The 18,552-nt window shown below is 73.6% G+C and carries 16 protein-coding genes; 8 read left to right on the forward strand and 8 right to left on the reverse strand.

Annotated features, from left to right (window positions below):
• Positions 1-203: 203 nt before the first annotated feature.
• The 5 genes from HNR08_RS08350 to dnaA all read right to left on the reverse strand — a co-directional run bounded on the left by HNR08_RS08350 (position 204) and on the right by dnaA (position 6,438).
• The gene (locus HNR08_RS08350) at positions 204-800 is read right to left on the reverse strand and encodes a DciA family protein (protein WP_246803223.1); all 597 of its coding nucleotides are present in this window, start codon (positions 798-800) and stop codon (positions 204-206) included.
• Complete coding sequence (gene recF, locus HNR08_RS08355; RefSeq protein WP_146840822.1) at positions 790-2,034, reverse strand: DNA replication/repair protein RecF; 1,245 nt, start codon at positions 2,032-2,034, stop codon at positions 790-792. Before recF ends, HNR08_RS08350 begins: the two co-directional genes overlap by 11 nt.
• A 10-nt stretch (positions 2,035-2,044) precedes the next feature.
• Complete coding sequence (gnd, locus tag HNR08_RS08360) at positions 2,045-3,046, reverse strand: phosphogluconate dehydrogenase (NAD(+)-dependent, decarboxylating) (protein ID WP_183834942.1); 1,002 nt, start codon at positions 3,044-3,046, stop codon at positions 2,045-2,047.
• Between the two features lie 74 nt (positions 3,047-3,120).
• Complete coding sequence (dnaN, locus tag HNR08_RS08365; RefSeq protein ID WP_146840036.1) at positions 3,121-4,251, reverse strand: DNA polymerase III subunit beta; 1,131 nt, start codon at positions 4,249-4,251, stop codon at positions 3,121-3,123.
• Between the two features lie 747 nt (positions 4,252-4,998).
• A complete protein-coding gene (gene dnaA / locus HNR08_RS08370) occupies positions 4,999-6,438 on the reverse strand; it encodes a chromosomal replication initiator protein DnaA (RefSeq protein WP_246803157.1) in 1,440 nt (479 codons plus the stop codon).
• A 523-nt stretch (positions 6,439-6,961) separates the two neighbouring features.
• Here dnaA and rpmH point away from each other — a divergent pair.
• From rpmH to HNR08_RS08410, 8 genes are all read left to right on the forward strand, one after another.
• Entirely contained in the window at positions 6,962-7,099 is a 138-nt protein-coding gene (rpmH, locus tag HNR08_RS08375) for a 50S ribosomal protein L34 (RefSeq protein WP_010849920.1), read from the forward strand.
• A gap of 14 nt (positions 7,100-7,113) precedes the next feature.
• On the forward strand, positions 7,114-7,497 hold the full coding sequence (rnpA, locus tag HNR08_RS08380) for a ribonuclease P protein component (protein WP_146840032.1): 384 nt from the start codon (positions 7,114-7,116) through the stop codon (positions 7,495-7,497).
• Entirely contained in the window at positions 7,494-7,820 is a 327-nt protein-coding gene (gene yidD, locus HNR08_RS08385; protein WP_146840030.1) for a membrane protein insertion efficiency factor YidD, read from the forward strand. The genes rnpA and yidD overlap by 4 nt, the downstream gene beginning before the upstream one ends.
• Before the next feature lie 19 nt (positions 7,821-7,839).
• Positions 7,840-9,111, forward strand: coding sequence for a membrane protein insertase YidC (gene yidC, locus HNR08_RS08390; protein WP_146840028.1), 1,272 nt, complete (start codon positions 7,840-7,842; stop codon positions 9,109-9,111).
• A 43-nt stretch (positions 9,112-9,154) separates the two neighbouring features.
• The gene (locus tag HNR08_RS08395; protein WP_146840026.1) at positions 9,155-9,667 is read left to right on the forward strand and encodes a Jag family protein; all 513 of its coding nucleotides are present in this window, start codon (positions 9,155-9,157) and stop codon (positions 9,665-9,667) included.
• 3,078 nt (positions 9,668-12,745) lie between these two features.
• A complete protein-coding gene (rsmG, locus tag HNR08_RS08400) occupies positions 12,746-13,513 on the forward strand; it encodes a 16S rRNA (guanine(527)-N(7))-methyltransferase RsmG (RefSeq protein ID WP_146840024.1) in 768 nt (255 codons plus the stop codon).
• Positions 13,510-14,499 carry an AAA family ATPase gene (locus HNR08_RS08405; protein ID WP_276509379.1) on the forward strand — a complete coding sequence of 330 codons (990 nt, stop codon included), beginning with the start codon at positions 13,510-13,512 and terminating at the stop codon, positions 14,497-14,499. Before rsmG ends, HNR08_RS08405 begins: the two co-directional genes overlap by 4 nt.
• On the forward strand, positions 14,496-15,656 hold the full coding sequence (locus HNR08_RS08410; protein WP_146840022.1) for a ParB/RepB/Spo0J family partition protein: 1,161 nt from the start codon (positions 14,496-14,498) through the stop codon (positions 15,654-15,656). The genes HNR08_RS08405 and HNR08_RS08410 overlap by 4 nt, the downstream gene beginning before the upstream one ends.
• 46 nt (positions 15,657-15,702) lie before the next feature.
• Here the strand turns inward: HNR08_RS08410 and HNR08_RS08415 are convergent, their stop codons facing one another.
• The 3 genes from HNR08_RS08415 to trxA all read right to left on the reverse strand — a co-directional run bounded on the left by HNR08_RS08415 (position 15,703) and on the right by trxA (position 18,547).
• Positions 15,703-16,659 (reverse strand): D-alanine--D-alanine ligase family protein, encoded by a 957-nt coding sequence (locus HNR08_RS08415; RefSeq protein WP_146840019.1) that lies wholly within the window; start codon positions 16,657-16,659, stop codon positions 15,703-15,705.
• Between the two features lie 109 nt (positions 16,660-16,768).
• On the reverse strand, positions 16,769-18,109 hold the full coding sequence (locus HNR08_RS08420) for an aminotransferase-like domain-containing protein (protein WP_146840017.1): 1,341 nt from the start codon (positions 18,107-18,109) through the stop codon (positions 16,769-16,771).
• Between the two features lie 96 nt (positions 18,110-18,205).
• The gene (gene trxA / locus HNR08_RS08425; protein WP_146840015.1) at positions 18,206-18,547 is read right to left on the reverse strand and encodes a thioredoxin; all 342 of its coding nucleotides are present in this window, start codon (positions 18,545-18,547) and stop codon (positions 18,206-18,208) included.
• Positions 18,548-18,552 lie beyond the last annotated feature (5 nt).

Consider the following 18,552-nt stretch of genomic DNA (forward strand, 5'->3'; position numbering starts at 1 on the left):
CCACGGGCGGTGGTGCTCCTCAGTTCTCGTACGCGGCGGAGGCGCCCGTCTACCCGGTGGGAGAGCGGATCACTCCACGACGACGGAGATCGTGCGTCCTGGACCGGCGCAGACGCGCCAGACATGTCAATTCCCAGTGTACCCTGCCCCGCGCCGGAACCCCCGGTGAACCGCCTGCCCTGTGGACGCGTTCCCGCGCGTCGTCAGCCCCACGTGTCGCGGGCGCCGCGGCCGCGCACCGAGCGCTTGCCCCGGCCGAAGCCCGGGCCGGCCGGACCGAGCACCCGGACGTCCTTCACGACACCCTCGCCGACGTCCTCCGCCATCCGCCGCACGAGCTGCGGGGCCAGCATCTTCAGCTGCTGCGCCCACGCCGTCGAGTCGGTCCGGACCACGAGGACCCCCTCGGCGAACGTCTCCGGCGTGCAGTGGTCGGCGATCTGGTCGCCCACGACGTCCCGCCACCGGCCGACGACCCCGCCGACGGACACCTCCTGCACCCAGCCGCGGTCCCGGAACAGGGAGGCCATCGTGGCGGACACGGTCTGCGGGTCCCGGGGGTGCACGCCCGGGCCGCCGCGCTCGGCGGGGGACAGGGGCGAGCGCCCGCGGGCCTGCTGGCCGGGCCGGTAGCCCTTCGACCGGGCGACGGACCGGAACCGGGCGAGCGACATCTTCGCCATCTGCGCGGCCGGCGTGATCTCCAGCTGCTCCGCGACCGGGACGGCGGGGTCGACCTCCGGCGCCGCCCCGTCCTCGGGGCCGGCCGGCGGCGTGGGGGTGGGGTCGTCAGCCGGCACGGGCGACCTCCGACGCCAGCACGTCGTACCGGGCACCGGCCAGCCGCGCGGGCACGTCGCCCGGCACCGCCGCCGTCACGAACACCTGGCGCGCGCCCGCGACCATCTCGGCCAGCCGCTCGCGGCGCCGGGCGTCGAGCTCGGCGAACACGTCGTCGAGCATGAGCACCGGCTCGCCGTCGGGCCCGGAGTCGGCGACCCACAGGCCGGCCACCTCGCCGTCCGTCCCGGGGCGCGGCCCGTGGGTGAGGAGGTCGTAGGACGCGAGCCGCAGCGCCAGGGCGAACGACCACGACTCCCCGTGGCTCGCGTAGCCCTTCGCGGGCAGGTCGCCGAGCGTCAGCGTGAGGTCGTCGCGGTGCGGGCCCACCAGGCACACGCCCCGCTCGAGCTCCTTGGGGCGCACCCGGGCCAGGGCGGCGAGCATCTGCTCCTCGACCGCCTGCGGGGTCGCGCCCTCGTGCGGTCCCGGTCCGGTCCCGGGTCCCGGACCGCCGCCGTCGTCGGCCAGCGCGGCCGCGAGCGAGGACCGGTACCCGACCCGCGCGGCACCCTGGCCCTCGGAGACCCGCTCGTACGCGTCGCCGACGTAGGGGTCGAGCGCGGCGATCACCGCCTGCCGGGCCACGACCACCTGCGCCCCGAGCTCCGCGAGCTTGGCGTCCCACACGTCGAGCGTGCTGAGGTCGAGGTTCGACCGGGACCCGCGGAACCCCGCCGCCGACTTCAGGAGCGCGGTCCGCTGCCGCACGACGCGGTCGTACTCCGAGAACACCCCCGCGAGCCGGGGCGTCACCTGCACCGCGAGCTCGTCGAGGAACCGGCGCCGGCCGTCCGGGTCGCCCTTGACCAGCGCGAGGTCCTCCGGCGCGAACAGCACGGAGCGCAGCGCGCCGACCACGTCGCGGGCCCGGGACGGCGCGCCGTTGAGCTTCACGCGGTTCGACCGGCCCGACCCGAGCTGGATGTCGATGACGAGCGCCCGCTCGGAGCCGTCGTCCTGCGCCCGCACGATCCGGGAGCGGACCACGGCCGCCGGCGCGCCCGCACGCACGAGCGGGGCGTCGGTCGGCACGCGGTGGCTCGAGAACGTCGAGACGTAGCCGATCGCCTCGACGAGGTTCGTCTTGCCCTGCCCGTTCGGCCCGACGAGCGCGGTGATCCCCGGCTCGAAGGTCAGGTCGACCTGGTGGTACGACCGGAAGTCCGTCAGGGACAGGTGCGAGACGTACATCGACGGGGCGTCAGCCCTCCGAGCGCACGCCCGCGGGGGCGTCGCCGGAGATCGGGGCGCTTGCCGCGCGGACGGCGTGCCCGCCGAACTGCTGGCGGAGCGCGGCGACCGCCTTCATCGCGGGGGACTCCTCCTGGCGCGACTGGAACCGCGCGAACAGCGCCGCGGTGATCACGGGCAGCGGGACGGCGGCCTCGATCGCCTCGTCCACCGTCCAGCGGCCCTCGCCCGAGTCGGCGACCCAGTCGTCGATCGCCTCGAAGTCCTGGTCCTCCTCGAGCGCCTTGACCAGGAGCTCGAGCAGCCAGGAGCGCACGACCGTGCCGCGCTGCCAGGCCTTCATCGTGCCGGCGACGTCGGTGACGATGTCCTTCGCGGCCAGGAGCTCGTAGCCCTCGGCGTAGGCCTGCATGAGGCCGTACTCGATGCCGTTGTGCACCATCTTCGCGTAGTGCCCGGCGCCGATCGCCCCGGCGTGCACGAAGCCCTCCTCGCGCGGGCCCTCAGGGCGCAGCGCGTCGAACAGCGGCATCGCGCGCTCGACCTGCGCCTGGTCGCCGCCGACCATGAGGCCGTAGCCGTTCGCCAGGCCCCACACGCCGCCGGAGACGCCGACGTCGAGGAAGTGGATCCCCTTCGCGCCCAGCTGCTCGCCGTGGCCCTTGTCGTCCCCGAAGTACGAGTTGCCGCCGTCGATGACGAGGTCGCCGGCGGTCAGCAGGCCGCCCAGCTCGTCGATCACACCGTGCGTGACCGCGCCGGCCGGAACCATCACCCAGACGATCCGCTCACCGGCCGGGAGCGCCGCGACGAGGTCGGCGAGCGACGCGACGTCGGAGACCTCCGGGTTCCGGTCGTAGCCCGTGACGTCGATCCCCGCGCGCCGCATCCGGTCGCGCATGTTCGCGCCCATCCTGCCCAGACCCACCAGGCCGATCCGCATCGCTCCACCTCTCCTCGCCCGACCGCCGTCGGGCGCGTACGGCCCGGCGGCGACTTCTTCGCCCGTCATTCTCCTGCCGTGCCCGGAGGCTGACGACCGATGCGCGCGTCTCGCCGGTCACACCGGCGGGACGCAGGAACCCGTCAGGAGGCGAAGCGGATGGGGACCAGGAGGTAGCGGTACTCCTTGAGGTCCTCGCCCTCGAGCGACTCCTGGCCGGTGAACTCCACCGGCTTGTTCGGGTGCGTGAACGACAGCCGGACGAACGACGTGGTCAGCGCGCCGAGGCCGTCCAGCAGGAACTGCGGGTTGAACGCGACGGCGATGTCGTCGCCGACGAGCGTGGCCTCGAGGGCCTCGGACGCCTGCGCGTCGTCGCCCTGCCCGGCGTCCAGGACCACCTGGCCGTCGGAGAAGGTCAGGCGGATCGGGGTGTTCCGCTCCGCGACCAGGGCCACGCGCTTGGCGGCGTCCGCCAGGAGCTGCGTGTTCACCACGGCGTGGATCGGCGACTCGTCCGGGAACAGCCGGCGCACGGCGGGGTAGTCGCCGTCGACCAGCAGCGACGTGGTGTGGCGGCCGCCGGCCTCGAATCCGATGAGGTCGACGCCCTGGCCCGTGGCGAGGCCGACGTTGACCGAGCCGGAGGCCCCGAGGGACTTCGCGGCATCCGAGAGGGTCCGGGCGCGCACGAGCGCGATCTGGGAGACGTCCGGGAACGCCGGCTTCCACGTGAGCTCGCGGAGCGCGAGGCGGTAGCGGTCGGTCGCGAGCAGCGTGACCTTCTCGCCCTCGATCTCGACGCGGACGCCGGTGAGCAGCGGGAGGGTGTCGTCCCGGCTGGCGGCGACGGTGACCTGGGCGACGGCCTTCGTGAGCTCGTCGCCGTCGACCGTGCCGGTCAGGGCGGGCATCGCAGGGAGCTGCGGGTACTCCTCGACCGGCATGGTCAGGAGCGTGAACCGGCTCGCGCCGCAGGTGACGGTGACCTTGGTGCCCTCGAGGTGCACGTCGACCGGCTTGGCCGGCAGCGCGCGGGAGATCTCGGCGAGCAGGCGGCCGGAGACGAGGACCGTCCCGGGCTCGCTGACGTCGGCCGCGATCTCGGACCGGGCGGAGACCTCGTAGTCGAAGCTCGCGAGGCGCAGCACGCCGTCGGTGCCGGCCTCGATGCGGACGCCGGCCAGCACGGGGACCGGGGGACGGGTGGGCAGGCTGCGGGCGATCCACGTGACGGCTTCTGCGAGGACGTCGCGTTCGACGCGGAACTTCATGCCCCACCCTCTCGGTCGGGGGATCGCGGGATCCCTGCTGGTGCTGCTGGTGCTGGTCGACCCCGTGCATGGACGCGGGCAGGGTTCCCCCGAACACTACGCGAGTGACCAGGCCTCCGGTACCGAACTGCGGGCCTGTGGATCACGGCGTCGGGCCGTGAGCGTTCGCCAGGACGCGACGTGCGCGAGAGGGTCGCGGCCCACGCGGCGACCGGCCGGGGACGTCCGTGCTCCGGACGACGCCTGACGCACGTTCCGGGGCCGTCGAGGTCGTCCACAACCGCGTCGTCCGGGCGCCGGCGGAGCCGGCTCCTCCTGCGGGACGGCGTGGGGTCGTGAGGTCGGCTCGGTCGGCCCGGCAGGGCCTTGACGGGCTGTGGATCTTCTTCCTAGACCTCTGTCGTCGTCATCGTCGCTTCTGTGGATCCTGGGGACGACGGGTATTCGTGCTGGTGGGCGCCTTGAGCGCGGTGTGCACGGCGCCTGTGGACCCGCTGGGGACGACGCGGACGGAGGTGGACGACGCCGGAGCCGTGCTTCTGCGTCCCCAGAGGCAGCAGGATCCGTCCACACGAATCAGGGGGGTCGTCCACCGGTATCCACAGACTCGTCCACAGGTGTGCGTAATCGTCCCAGGGCTGATTCCTGCGCCCTGCGGGGACGTGCGCGAACGGCCCCGCGCCCGGACGCGCGAGGACCCCCGCTCCGGGGTCGGTGCGGGGGTCCTGACGAGGCGCGGGACGGCGGTCAGCCGCGGCTCTCCTGCTTGATGCGGTTGGTCAGCTCGGTGACCTGGTTGAAGATCGAGCGCCGCTCGGCCATGAGCTCGCGGATCTTGCGGTTCGCGTGCATGACGGTGGTGTGGTCGCGGCCGCCGAACGCCTGGCCGATCTTCGGCAGCGACAGGTCGGTGAGCTCGCGGCACAGGTACATCGCGATCTGCCGGGCGGTCACCAGGACGCGCGAGCGGGACGACCCGCACAGGTCCTCGATCGTGAGGCCGAAGTACGCCGCCGTCTGCCCGATGACGGCCGTCGCGGTGATGTCCGCCTGGTCGTCGTCGGTGATGAGGTCCTTCAGCACGATCTCGGCCAGCGACAGGTCCACCTGCTGCCGGTTGAGGTTCGCGAAGGCCGTGACCCGGATCAGCGCGCCCTCGAGCTCGCGGATGTTCGTCGAGATCTTGGAGGCGATGTACTCGTGGACGTCGTCCGGCGCCTGGAGCTTGTCGTTGGCGGACTTCTTCCGGAGGATCGCGATGCGGGTCTCGAGGTCCGGCGGCTGGACGTCGGTGATGAGTCCCCACTCGAACCGGGACCGCATCCGGTCCTCGAAGCCGTTGAGCTGCTTCGGCGGCAGGTCGGACGTCAGCACGATCTGCTTGTTCGCGTTGTGCAGGGTGTTGAACGTGTGGAAGAACTCCTCCATCGTCTGTTCCTTGCCCTGCAGGAACTGGATGTCGTCGATGAGCAGGACGTCCACCTCGCGGTAGCGGCGCTGGAACGCCCCGGCCCTGCCCTCCGAGATGGAGTTGATGAAGTCGTTGGTGAACTCCTCGGAGTTCACGTAGCGCACCCGCACCGACGGGTACAGGTTCCGGGCGTAGTGCCCGATGGCGTGCAGCAGGTGCGTCTTGCCCAGACCCGAGTCGCCGTAGATGAACAGCGGGTTGTACGCCTTCGCGGGGGCCTCGGCCACGGCCACGGCCGCAGCGTGCGCGAACCGGTTGGACGAGCCGATGACGAAGGTCTCGAACAGGTACTTCGGGTTCAGGCGGGCCGGCTCGACGCTCGGCGTCGGGCCGGCGGGCTCCCGCCGGAACGGCTCGGCGCGGACGGGCTCGACGTGCGCGCTGTCCCCGGTGCTCGGGTGGCCCGTGGCGGCCGGCGCTGCGGCGGGGACGGGCTCGTCCTCCGGGCCCCGGGCCGTCGGCGGCGTGGCGGTGAGGCCGGCGGCGCCCGTCTCCAGCGAGGGGTCGACGGTGATCGCGAACCGGGCCTCGCGGCCGAGGGCGGTGGCGAGGGCGTCGGAGACCTCCTGCCGGACCCGCGTCTCCAGGTAGTCCTTGGTCAGGTCGTTGCCGACCGCCAGCAGCATCGTCCCGTCGAGCAGGCCGAGCGGCTTCGCGAGCCGGACGAAGGCGAGCTGGCGCGGCGTGATGTCCGGGCTCACCTCGAGCTGCGCCATCGCGGCCGACCAGACCTGGCCCAGCTGATCGTCCTGTCCTGACACCTGTACCTCGCTGCCGTCGTGTGTGGCGTGGTCGAGTGTCGCACGCACCGGGTGGTGCATCCACAGACTTGTCCACACCTGTGCGTGACGCGGGATCACGGGAGTTCCCGGCCACGCAGGCGGTCGGAGTGCCCCTCAGGTGCGTACTTGTCCACAGGGCCGGGTGATCCTGTCCACGGGGTGGGGACCGGTCGCTGCGGGACGCATCGAGCGTCGATGCTAGTGGGCCGCGGAGGCGCACGGGAGAGGGTGAGCGGTCCCGGGTGGGTACCGGGGTCCGCCCCGGCGCGCGGGGCCCCGTCCTCGCGGTTTGACCCTCGCGCACGGGCGACGTAACGTTGACCAGCCTTCCTGATGGCTCCTGCTGGCGTGCCCCGACGTCGGCCGCGTCGACGACGTGGGTACCGGAGCAGTCGAGCACGGGCACACCGACCTGGCCGGACGTCCGGCCGATGCACCGAAGTACTTGGAGACCATCGTGAGCAAGCGGACCTTCCAGCCGAACAACCGGCGGCGCGCCAAGACCCACGGCTTCCGTCTGCGCATGCGGACCCGTGCCGGCCGCGCGATCCTCGCCGCCCGCCGGCGCAAGGGTCGCGCCGAGCTGTCGGCCTGACACCACCCGTCGCGGTGCTGCCCGCCGCACACCGGATGCGCCGGTCCGCCGACTTCGAGCGGGCCGTGCGCGGCGGTGCGCGGGCCGGGCGGAACACGCTCGTGGTGCACCTCGTGACGCGAACCGACCCCGGACCTGGTCCGGCGGTCGGTTTCGTCGTGTCCAAGGGTGTCGGCAACGCGGTGACGCGGAACCTCGTGAAGCGCCGGCTGCGAGCCCTCACGGCCGACCGCCTGGGCAGCCTGCCGGCCGACGCGGACCTCGTGGTCCGGGCGCTCGCGCCCGCCGCCGAGGTCGACTACGCCACGCTCGGCCGGGACCTCGACGGCGCCCTGCGCACGGCGGCACGCCGCCGGGACGAGCGCGCCGCCTCCGGTGTCGCCGGGGGGTCGCGATGAGCGGCGCCGCGGGCGCTCCGGGGTCCGCGGTCGCCCGCGGGCTGCGCGGCGTCGTCCGGCTGCCGCGCCGCCTGCTCGTGCTCCTGATCCGCGGGTACCAGCGGTTCCTGTCCCCGCTCACCCCGCCGACCTGCCGGTTCTACCCGTCGTGCTCCGCCTACGCCGTCATCGCCCTCGAGCGGCACGGCGTCATCCGGGGCACGCGGCTGGCGGTCTGGCGCATCCTGCGCTGCAACCCGTGGAACCCGGGCGGCATCGACGACGTTCCACCGGCGGGGTCGCACCGTCGACACCCGCACGGCGCGGTCGCCTCCGCGCACTGACCACCTGGAGAGTTCCCCGATGAGCTGGTTCGACGGCCTGCTGTACCCGATCATGGTCGTGGTCGCCTGGATCATGGTCCAGTTCCACTCCTTCTTCGACTGGCTCGGGCTCGACCCGGCCGGCGGGGCGGCGTGGGGCCTGTCGATCGTCGGCCTCGTGATCGTCATGCGGATCCTCCTGATCCCGCTCTTCTTCAAGCAGATCAAGGCGTCCCGCGGCATGCAGATGCTCGCGCCGGACATGAAGAAGATCCAGGCGAAGTACAAGGGGAAGACCGACCCCGCGTCCCGCGAGGCGATGAGCCGCGAGACGATGGAGCTCTACCGGAAGCACGGCACGAACCCGTTCTCGTCCTGCCTGCCGATCCTGGCGCAGTCCCCGATCTTCTTCGCCCTGTTCCGGGTGCTGAACTCGCTGCCGCTGCTCGCCTCGGGGGAGTACCCGCGGCCGAACCTCGGGCCGCTGACGCAGGACCTCGCCGCGCAGGCGGAGAGCGCCACCATCCTGGGCGCGCCGCTGTCGGCCACCTTCATGAATGCCGACCAGTTCGGCTCGGCGGCGATGAACGTCCGGATCGTCACGATCCTGCTCGTCGTCGCGATGTCGGTCACGACGTTCACCACCCAGCGCCAGCTGACGATGAAGAACATGCCGCCGGCCGCCCTCGAGGGCCCGATGGCGCAGCAGCAGAAGATGCTGATGTACGTCTTCCCGCTGATCTTCGCCTTCTCCGGCGTGAACTTCCCGATCGGTGTCCTCATCTACTGGACCACGACCAACCTGTGGTCGATGGGTCAGCAGTTCTACACGATCCGCAAGATGCCGGCCCCGGGCTCGCAGGCCGAGGCCGCGATGCAGGCACGGAAGGCCAAGAAGGCGGCCCACCGGGGGGTGACGATCGAGGAGGGCGGCAGCACCCTCACGATCGAGGAGGCGCGACCCGTGTCCGGCCAGCGGCAGCAGCCGGTGCGCAAGGACCGGGCGAAGAAGTCCGGTGGGCCGAAGCCGGCCGGGACCGCGTCCAGCGCGTCGTCGGCACCGACCGCGGGCGGTCCCTCGGCGGCGTCCGGGGCCGGGACCGGGGCGGCGTCCGGGGCCGGGACCGGGGCGGCGTCCGGGAAGGGCCAGGCCGGCGGAGCCGCGAAGGGCCAGGCCGGTGCGGCCGGCTCGGGCTCGGGCGGCTCGGGCTCGGGCGGCTCGGGCAAGAAGAAGCGCGGCGCCGGCGGCGCGGCAGGGGCGGCGGGCGGCTCGACCGAGGCCACCCCGCGCACCGGCAAGACCGACGACTGAGACCTCGCGCCCCGGCGCGGCCACGTTCCACGGAGGAGCACACATGACCACACCGACCGACGCGACCGGCGAGGCCGGCGCCGCCTCCCGCCTCGAGGAGGAGGGCGAGATCGCGGCCGACTACCTCGAGGAGCTGCTCGACATCGCCGACCTCGACGGCGACATCGACATCGACGTCGACCACGGCCGCGCGGCCGTCGAGATCGTCGCCGAGGAGGGCACCGAGCACGCGCTCCGCCGGCTCGTCGGCCAGGACGGCGAGGTGCTCGACGCGCTGCAGGAGCTGACCCGGCTCGCGGTCCAGGCGAAGACCGGTGACCGCAGCCGTCTGATGCTCGACATCGCCGGCTACCGCGCTGCTCGGAAGGCCGAGCTCGTCACGGTCGCTGAGCGGGCGATCGCCGAGGCGCGGGAGTCCGGCACCGAGGTGTCGCTCGAGCCGATGAACCCGTTCGAGCGCAAGGTCGTGCACGACGCGGTGGCCGCAGCGGGGCTGTCCTCCGACTCGGAGGGCATCGAGCCGGCGCGGTACGTGGTGATCAAGCCCGCCGTCTGACCGTTCGGCGAGTTCGTCAGGAGCCAACGAGAGGCCGGTCCCGGGAGGGGCCGGCCTCTCGTCGGGGGAGGCGGACGCCTCTCAGAGCGTCGTGGCGAACGCGGGTGAGTGGCGGGATCACGGTGGGCGTAGGGAAGCAGCCAGCCTGACGCCGGCGAGGGCTCGGGGTCGGTGGGGCATCTCGCGATGAGGTCGACCGCTCGCTGGGGGCGGGAACTCGTGGCGGCCGCGGTGGAGGCCGTCGAGCGCCTGCGGGAGCACGGGGGTGGGGCGCCCGGATGATGACCGCCTCGGGCCAGTTCTCCGTTTCCCGTGGGACGGGTGCGCGCGGATCGACCGACGTTCCAAGCGGTCGGCTCGGACTGCGCCTGGGAGGGCGCATCGTTCGGCGTGGCGTGGTGGTGGTTGGCACAGTCCGCGCGCACTGCGTACCTGCGCGACGCGCGCTGCGGCTCCGGTGCGTTCTCCACGGCAGGTTCGCGGTTCGCGGCCCACGCGCGCCGCGGACAGAGGCGATGCGAGGGGGACCGTCCCGGGTTCGCCTGGCTGCGGGAGCTGCGCCGTCGATCGTCGACGCGGTGCGGCGGGTCGGTGATCGTGCGAAGGGCGGGAGGGCGCGTCTCCGGAGGGCTGCGTCGCCGTGCTCCCTGGGGATGCGAGGTGTCGTCGAGCGAAGCGGCCGTGGCCGCGGGTATCGCTGTCGTCGCTTTTGGGAGACCGCGTCCCGGGGGTCCACCGCCGGTGTCGGGGGACGGGTGGCCGTGAGTCTCCCGGAGCCGGGCGCCGGTCGCGGGGATCCAGCGTGGTCGCGCGTGCCCGAGGGCGCGCGGTGTCGTCTCGGCAGCAGAGGGCAGCCGTGGGGCCCGGTGACCTCGGGCCGTCGGCCGGAGCGGGAGTGGTCGTGCGCGCCGAGTGTCTTCGGGGGCGTCCAGTGCAGGGTGGTCGTCGTCCCCAGTGGCATCGACTCGGCGAACGCCCGGCGTGGACCCTCGACTGCTGTGCCTGCGCGCTCCGCGTGCGGGCAGCCGAACGGCCGTGGTCGGGCCGACTGGCGTCCCGAGGTAGCTGGTGCCGCGCGAGTCGCGCTCAGTGCCGCTTGCCTCGGTGCGTGGGACACGCTCCTGGCGTGCTGAGGCGGCGCGGCTTCAGCGCGGTGTTCCACGTGAAACGGCGTCGCCGCGCGTCGCGGCCTGCGATGGCGAGGCGCGCGGTGGCCTCTGCGTGCGGTATGGCCCGATGCGCTCCTATCTCTCGCGTGGTGGGCGTGGGCGCGACCGTCGGCCTCGGCGTTGATCGGGAGTGATGGCGACAGCGACATCGAGTCGGCGCGCGTTTGCTGCGCTACGCCGCAGACCGCGACGGCGAGAACGGTTCAGCCCGCGCGCGCGGTCGCAGCCCGGCCGAGTCCCCCGTCGCTTGCGGATTCGTCGGAGTCCGAGGGGCCGGCGCTCGGGGGAGAGATGCTGGCCGGGTACCGAGCGATGGCCGACACCGGTCCACTGCGTCGGCGAACGCCCCTCAGAAGTTCGTCAGGAGCCAACGAGAGCGCAGGAGGGCCACCAACCGCGCCGGAACCTTGGGGTCGGACGCCGTCTCAGGGCCTCCTGGTGAACCCAGACCAGCGCGCGCGGGGCCTGATCGGCGCCGGTTGTTCAGGGCGAGCCTCCCAGGCTTGCTCGGGTGCACTTCGGTGGCTCGTCGAGCCGCCTCTGGGTCACAGCCCATGCCCGGGCAACGAGGCGTGGTCTGTCGACCACGTGCTCCCGTCGTCTTCTCCGGGTGCGGCGGTCGATGGTCCCCGTGGCCGACTTCCCCTAAGTCGACCGGCGCGTCCGTGGAGGGAAGTGGTCAGCCGCGGGTACCGGGCGGGCCGGACTCCCCCGCAGCGGGGCGCCATCACAGGCGTCGTTTCACGTGGAACAGGATTTGCCTGCCGGACGGTCGGCGACCAGATGCCCGATCGGGCCGGGCCGACGCGAGGCGCCAGGTGCGTGCGGGGTTGCACATGGGCGCGTGCGGGACGCTGGACGACTACGCGCCGCTGGGCGCGTCACGCGTGAGCCCGTCTCGGGCGAACGGTGCTGCTCGCGCCGCTAGGGCTTCGGCCGGCCCAGGTTCCACGGTGGCGCATGCGGAGCGCGCAGCCGGCGCGCTCGGCGCAGACCCGACGAACCGCTTCGCGAGACGTGCGCAGGGCGTCTCGTGGGGCGGAGGCAAGTCGCCCCCCCAGGGTGGAGCCAGGTCATCACGCGTGGGGGTAGGAGCAGGTCACTTCGCATGGGCCAGAAGCAGGTCACTTCTGGCGAGCTGCGTGCAGCTCGCTTCGCGTGGGGTCGGAGGGGCTCGCTTCGCGTGGGCGGAGCGGCTCGCTTTGCGGGGGTGGGGGCGGCTCGCTTTGCGGGTGGGAGCGGCTCGTTCCGCGGGGGAGGGCTCGGTGGCGTGGCGTCCACGGGACCGCTGCACGTCGTGGGATGAGCACGTTCGGGGAGGTGACCCGAGACCGAGTCACATGCGGCACGGGCGCCGGTTTCACGTGAAACGGCGGCACGGCGGCACGGCGACGCGGCGCGCGCCGGACCGCCGCGGACGGCCGGCGCGACGGGCCAAGCCGCGGCCGCCCGGCGCGACGGACCAGGCCGCGGCCGCGCGACGCAATGTAGAGCGGCGGATCTGCCGGTCCGCCCAGCACGCCGTGACGGCCGCGGCCGTCCCACGCGACTTGCGCGATGTCCCCGTGAACCCCGCCGCGGGGAACGACCGGGATGACGGGGACCGCCACGTGCGCGACACCGCCCGGCGGGGGACGGCCCGTGCCCCTGACCTGCGGCCGCGACGAGCCGCGGTCGGTGCTGCACCGCTTCGCCGTCCCCCGGAGGCCGCGACCAACCGCCAGCGAGTGGCCGCATGGCCCGGCCAGGACGGGGCGTGTTCCACGTGAAACGTCGATCCTCGACACCTGGGGACCATGCGCAATCGCGCCGGTCAACCGGGGTACCGTAGAGCGTCATCGCGCGCACCCGGACCGACCCGGACGGGCACGCGAACCACCGCCCGAGTCCGACACCCCAGGGGAGTGCTGTGCGGTCAGAGTCTGCGTCCGTCCCCGAGGACGAGGCGCGCGCCCTGACGGCCGATCCGCTCGACGGCGATCCGCGCCTGCCGGCGCACTTCGGCCCGGCCTGGGCGGCGGTCGACGGCTTCCACGGGCTGCTCCGCGACCAGGGCGTCCTGCGCGGCCTCGTCGGACCGCGCGAGGTCGGCCGTCTCTGGGAGCGGCACCTGGTGAACTCCGCCGCGGTGGTGCCCTTCCTGCCGGAGACCGGCCGGATCATCGACGTCGGCAGCGGCGCAGGTCTGCCGGGTGTCGTGATCGCGGCGATGCGCCCGGACGCCGAGGTGGTGCTCCTCGAGCCGATGGAGCGCCGCACCGACTGGCTGACGGAAGTGGTCGGGGAGCTCAGCCTCGGGAACGTCCGCGTCGTGCGCGGACGGGCCGAGGACCAGGCCGGCTCGCTCGTGGGCGACGCGGTGACAGCCCGCGCGGTGGCGGCGCTGGACAAGCTCTATGGCTGGACGTTGCCGCTGCTCAGGGTGGGTGGGCGCCTCGTCGCCCTCAAGGGCGGACGCGCGCGGGCGGAGGCCGAGCAGGGTGCGGACGCGGGTCGCCGGCTCGGCGGGGGTCCGGCGGAGATCCTCGTGGCTCCGACCCTCGATGGTCTGGAACCGACGAGCGTCGTGGTGGTGGAGAAGGTGGCAGCGGGCGACCAGCGGCCCGCGCGTGTTTCACGTGGAACCGAGAGCGGGTCGCGCGCGACGCGGCGCTCGACGAAGGGACATCGCCGGTGACGACCGAACCGAGCCGATGGGGTACGGACGAGCTCGAGGAGCGGCGCCGCGCCGCCCTGGTGGAGAGCCTGCCGCCTGCCGACGAGGACACGCCCCTCATGGCCGAGCTCCGTCAGGACGCGCGGCGGCGCATCGAGCTGCGGGGGAGGGTCTTCCCGCGACCGGACCGCACCCGGGTGATCACCGTCGCGAACCAGAAGGGCGGGGTCGGCAAGACGACGACCACGGTCAACCTGGCGGCGGCCCTCGCGCAGTCGGGCCTGCACGTCCTCGTGATCGACAACGACCCGCAGGGCAACGCCTCGACGGCGCTCGGGATCGACCACCACGCCGGCGTGACCTCGGTCTACGACGTGCTCGTCAACGGGGCCCCGATGAGCACGGCGGTGCACGCGAGCCCCGACATCCCGAACCTGTGGTGCGTGCCGGCGACCATCGACCTCTCGGGTGCCGAGATCGAGCTCGTCTCGATGGTCGCCCGCGAGACCCGGCTGCGGAACGCCCTGGCCGCGTACCTGGAGCAGCGGGGGCAGCAGGGTCTGCCGCGCATCGACTACGTGCTGGTCGACTGCCCGCCGTCCCTCGGCCTGCTCACCGTGAACGCGTTCGTCGTCGCGGACGAGGTGCTGATCCCCATCCAGTGCGAGTACTACGCGCTGGAGGGTCTGAGCCAGCTGCTCAAGTCGATCGAGCTGATCCAGGCGCACCTCAACCCCGGGCTGCACGTGTCGACCATCCTGCTGACGATGTACGACGGCCGGACGAACCTCGCGCAGCAGGTCGCGCAGGAGGTCCGCCAGCACTTCCCGCAGCAGACGCTCCGGACGACGGTCCCGCGGTCGGTGCGGGTCTCCGAGGCGCCGTCCTACGGGCAGACGGTCCTGACGTACGATCCGGGCTCGAGCGGGGCCCTGGCCTACCTGGAGGCCGCCCGCGAGCTCGCCGAGCGGGGCACCACCGCGGCGACGCAGAAGGAGGACGTGTGAGCGAGAAGCGGCGAGGTCTCGGGCGTGGCCTGGGAGCCCTCATCCCGACGGGTCTGGAGACCCGCAACGCCGAGGGCAGCCGCCCCGTCGACGTGTTCTTCCCTGACCGCTCGGGCGAGCGCTCGGCAGCGGAGGATGCGCCTGCGTCGAACGGCCACGTCGGCTCGAACGGCACCACATCCGCCTCGGACGAGGCGCTGACCAGCGGAAACGCCGGATCGGGTGCCGACGGGGGCGCTCCGACCCCCGAGGCCGACGGCGCACCCGCCTCGCACGACCACGCGGCAGCCCCGGCACGCGCACGCGCCGACGCACCGGACGACGGCGGGCTCCTGCCGGTCCCGGGCGCGGCCTTCGCCGAGCTGCCCGTGACCGCCATCCGGCCGAACCCGCGCCAGCCGCGATCGGTGTTCGACGAGGACGCCCTCGACGAGCTCGTCGGCTCGATCCGCGAGATCGGCGTCCTGCAGCCGGTGGTCGTCCGCCCGGTCGACGACGGCTACGAGCTCATCATGGGGGAGCGGCGATGGCGCGCGACCCAGGCCGCGGGTCTGGACACGATCCCGGCGATCGTCCGGCAGACCGAGGACGCCGACCTGCTCCGGGACGCGCTCCTCGAGAACCTGCACCGCTCGCAGCTCAACCCCCTGGAGGAGGCCGCGGCGTACCAGCAGCTGCTGGACGACTTCGGCTGCACGCACGACGAGCTCGCGACCCGGATCCACCGCTCGCGGCCGCAGATCTCGAACACCCTCCGCCTGCTCCGCCTGCCCCCGCTGGTGCAGCGCCGCGTGGCGGCGGGCGTCCTCTCGGCAGGGCACGCACGCGCGCTGCTCGGCCTGAGCGACGGCGCGGCGATCGAGCGGCTCGCGCAGCGCATCGTGGCCGAGGGGCTGTCCGTCCGCGCGGTCGAGGAGATCGTGGCGCTCGGCGGCGAGGGCGGCGGCCGCCGTCAGCAGCGCCGGCCGCGGGCGGGCGTCCGGAACGAGGCGCTGGACGAGCTCGCGACCCGGCTGTCCGACCGGTTCGAGACCCGCGTCAAGGTGGACCTCGGGAAGCAGCGGGGCAAGCTGACGGTCGAGTTCGCGTCGGTGCAGGACCTCAACCGCATCCTCGCGAGCCTCGCGCCGGACGACCCGGGCCTCCTCCGCGGCTGACGCGCGCGATCCCCCCGGGAGCCCACGGCCCCGGGGGACCGGCGTGTCAGGGCGCCCGCAGACCCGTCTCCACGAGCCGGCGGTACAGCGTCGGCAGGTGGTGCCCGCCGGCCTCCGCGGCCTGCGGGAACAGCGACGTCTCCGTCATCCCCGGGGCGACGTTCACCTCGAGGAACCACGGCTGCCCGTCGCCGTCGATGATGAGGTCGGTCCGCGACAGGTGCTTCAGGCCGAGCACCTGGTGCGCGGCGACGGCGACCTCGGCGGCCCGCCGGGCGTGCTCCTCGGACAGCCGCGCGGGCGCGAAGTACTCGGTCCGCCCGGGGTTGTACCGCGCGTCGTAGTCGTAGGGGCCGTCGGTGACCACCTCGACCGCGGGCAGGGCGACGGGCTCGCCGTCGAGCTCGACCACGCCGACGGCCACCTCGGTGCCCTCGACGGCCCGCTCGATCAGCGCCGTGTCGCCGTACGCGAAGCAGTTGACCATCGCGCGCGGCAGGTCCTCGACGGTGCGGACCAGCGTCACGCCGAGCGCGGACCCGCCCCGGGAGGGCTTCACGACGAGGGGCAGACCGAGCTTGGTCACGACCGCGTCCATCACCCGGCCGGCCCCGAGCTCCCGGAACAGGCTCTGCGGCAGCGTCACGAACTGCGGGGTGGCCAGCCCGGCGCGCGTGACCGTGGTCTTCGCGATCGGCTTGCTCCAGGCCACCCGGCTCGCGCGCGGGCCGGTGCCGAGGCACCGCACGTCCAGCAGCTCGAGCACGTCCCGCACGGACCCGTCCTCGCCGCCCGCCCCGTGCAGCAGCGGCCACACCAGGTCCGGGCGGGACTCCGTGAGGGCCGGGACCAGGTCGGCGTCCACGTCGTGCACCCAGACCTCGACGCCGGCGGAGCGCAGGGCCTCGGCGACCCGGCGGCCGGAGCGGAGCGACACGTCGCGCTCGTGGGACAGGCCGCCGGCGAGGACGACGACGCGCGGGGTGGCGGGGGCGGAGAGCACGGGCGGGTCCTCCTGGACGACGCGGACGGACGGGGATGGGCCGGGGCACCGCGGCCCCGGCCCCGACGCTACCGGGCCGTCGTCACCGGGGACGACGCCCGCGGACGGGTCAGGCCAGGTCGGGCCCGGGCGACTGCACGTCGTCCCCCGGCCGCGGCCCGCCGGTGCCGAACAGCGACACGAGCTCGCTCTCGCCCGCGACGACGCCGGCCAGACGCCGGACGCCCTCGCGGATGCGCTCCGGGGTCGGGAAGCAGAACGACAGCCTCATGTGGTCGGCGCCCTGCCCGTCGGCGTAGAAGGCGGTCCCGGGGACGTAGGCGACACGGGCGGTGACGGCGCGCGGCAGCATGGCCTTCGCGTCGAGCCCGTCGGGCAGCCGCACCCAGCTGTAGAAGCCGCCGTCGGGGACGGTCCAGGTCGCGTCGGGCAGGTGCTCGGCGAGCGCGCCGACCATGGCGTCCCGGCGCTCGCGGTAGAGCTCGCGGAAGGCCTTGACCTGACCCTTCCAGTCGCACGTCGCGAGGTAGCCGCTGATCGCCAGCTGCGAGGCGTTGGACGGGCAGAGGATCGCCGACTCCGAGGCCAGCACGAGCTTCTCGCGGACCGCGTGCGGGGCGACCGCCCAGCCCACCCGGTACCCCGGGGCGAACGTCTTGGAGAACGAGCCCAGGTAGATGACGCCGTCGTCGTGCGTGGAGCGCATGGCGGGCAGCGGCTCGCCCTCGAACCCGAGCAGGCCGTACGGGTTGTCCTCGATGACGAGGACGCCGTACCGGTCCGCGATCTCGAGGATCCGCGGGCGGCGCTCCAGGGACAGGGTCACGCCGGCGGGGTTGTGGAAGTTCGGGATCGTGTAGAGGAACTTCACGCGCCGGCCCTGCCGGGCGAGGTCGGCGAGCGTCTGCTCCAGCGCCTCGGGGATGAGCCCGTCGGCGTCGAGCGGCACGTGCACGACGTCCGCCTCGTAGGCGCGGAACACGCCCAGGGCGCCGACGTAGGACGGGGCCTCGGCGACGACCACGTCGCCCGGGTCGATGAACAGCCGCGTGACGAGGTCGAGCGCCTGCTGCGAGCCGGTCGTCACGACGACGTCGTCCGGGTGCGCGTCGATCCCCTCGAGCCGCATGACCTCGAGGATCTGCTCGCGGAGGCCCTCGTCGCCCTGGCCGGAGCCGTACTGCAGCGCCGTGGTGCCGCGGGTGGCGACGACGCGCTGCGCCAGCTCGCCGATGACGTCGAGGGGCAGCACGTCGAGGCACGGCATCCCGCCGGCGAGCGAGACGACCTCGGGGCGGTTGGCCACGGCGAACAGCGCGCGGATCTCGGAGGCGCGCATGCCGTGGGTGCGCTCGGCGTAGGAGCCGAGCCAGCGGTCGAGCCGCGTGCCGGCGGCCGGAGTCGGGAGGGGGCCCGACAGCGGTTCGCCGGGACGCGGTTCGGTGGTCATCCTCCGAGTGTCGCACGCCACCCCGGCCGAACCCCCGCGCGTCCACGGCAGGCGCGCCGCACGTCCACCGGACGTCCCCGTGGGTTCGGGCCCGCGTCAGGCGGCGGCGATCTCCGTCAGGGTGGCGTCCAGCTCCGCGGTGTACGCCAGCTTCTCCCGCGCCCCGACCAGCGTCCGGACGAGCTCGCCGCCGTGGAAGACGTACAGCGTCGGGATCGACAGGATGCCGTACCGCCGGCTCAGCTCCGGGTTCGCGTCGGTGTCCACCGCCACGAACCGGAGCCGGCCGTCGTACGCGTCCGCGAGCTCCTCGAGCACCGGCGCGATCATCCGGCAGGGGACGCACCACTCCGCCCAGAAGTCCACCACGACGGGCAGCTCGGACCGCAGCACCTCCTGCTCGAAGGTCTCCGCGGTCACCGCGAGCGGGGCCGCCACCGGGA

Source organism: Cellulomonas hominis, assembly GCF_014201095.1.
Lineage (GTDB): Bacteria > Actinomycetota > Actinomycetes > Actinomycetales > Cellulomonadaceae > Cellulomonas > Cellulomonas hominis.

What these genes read in the sequence shown, in the direction of transcription:
- recF (WP_146840822.1), bottom strand. Translation starts at nt 2,034, where the DNA reads ATGTACGTCTCGCACCTGTCCCTGACGGACTTCCGGTCGTACCACCAG.
- gnd (WP_183834942.1), bottom strand. Translation starts at nt 3,046, where the DNA reads ATGACGGGCGAAGAAGTCGCCGCCGGGCCGTACGCGCCCGACGGCGGT.
- dnaN (WP_146840036.1), bottom strand. Translation starts at nt 4,251, where the DNA reads ATGAAGTTCCGCGTCGAACGCGACGTCCTCGCAGAAGCCGTCACGTGG.
- dnaA (WP_246803157.1), bottom strand. Translation starts at nt 6,438, where the DNA reads ATGGCGCAGCTCGAGGTGAGCCCGGACATCACGCCGCGCCAGCTCGCC.
- yidD (WP_146840030.1), top strand. Translation starts at nt 7,494, where the DNA reads ATGAGCGGCGCCGCGGGCGCTCCGGGGTCCGCGGTCGCCCGCGGGCTG.
- yidC (WP_146840028.1), top strand. Translation starts at nt 7,840, where the DNA reads ATGAGCTGGTTCGACGGCCTGCTGTACCCGATCATGGTCGTGGTCGCC.
- HNR08_RS08395 (WP_146840026.1), top strand. Translation starts at nt 9,155, where the DNA reads ATGACCACACCGACCGACGCGACCGGCGAGGCCGGCGCCGCCTCCCGC.
- HNR08_RS08420 (WP_146840017.1), bottom strand. Translation starts at nt 18,109, where the DNA reads ATGACCACCGAACCGCGTCCCGGCGAACCGCTGTCGGGCCCCCTCCCG.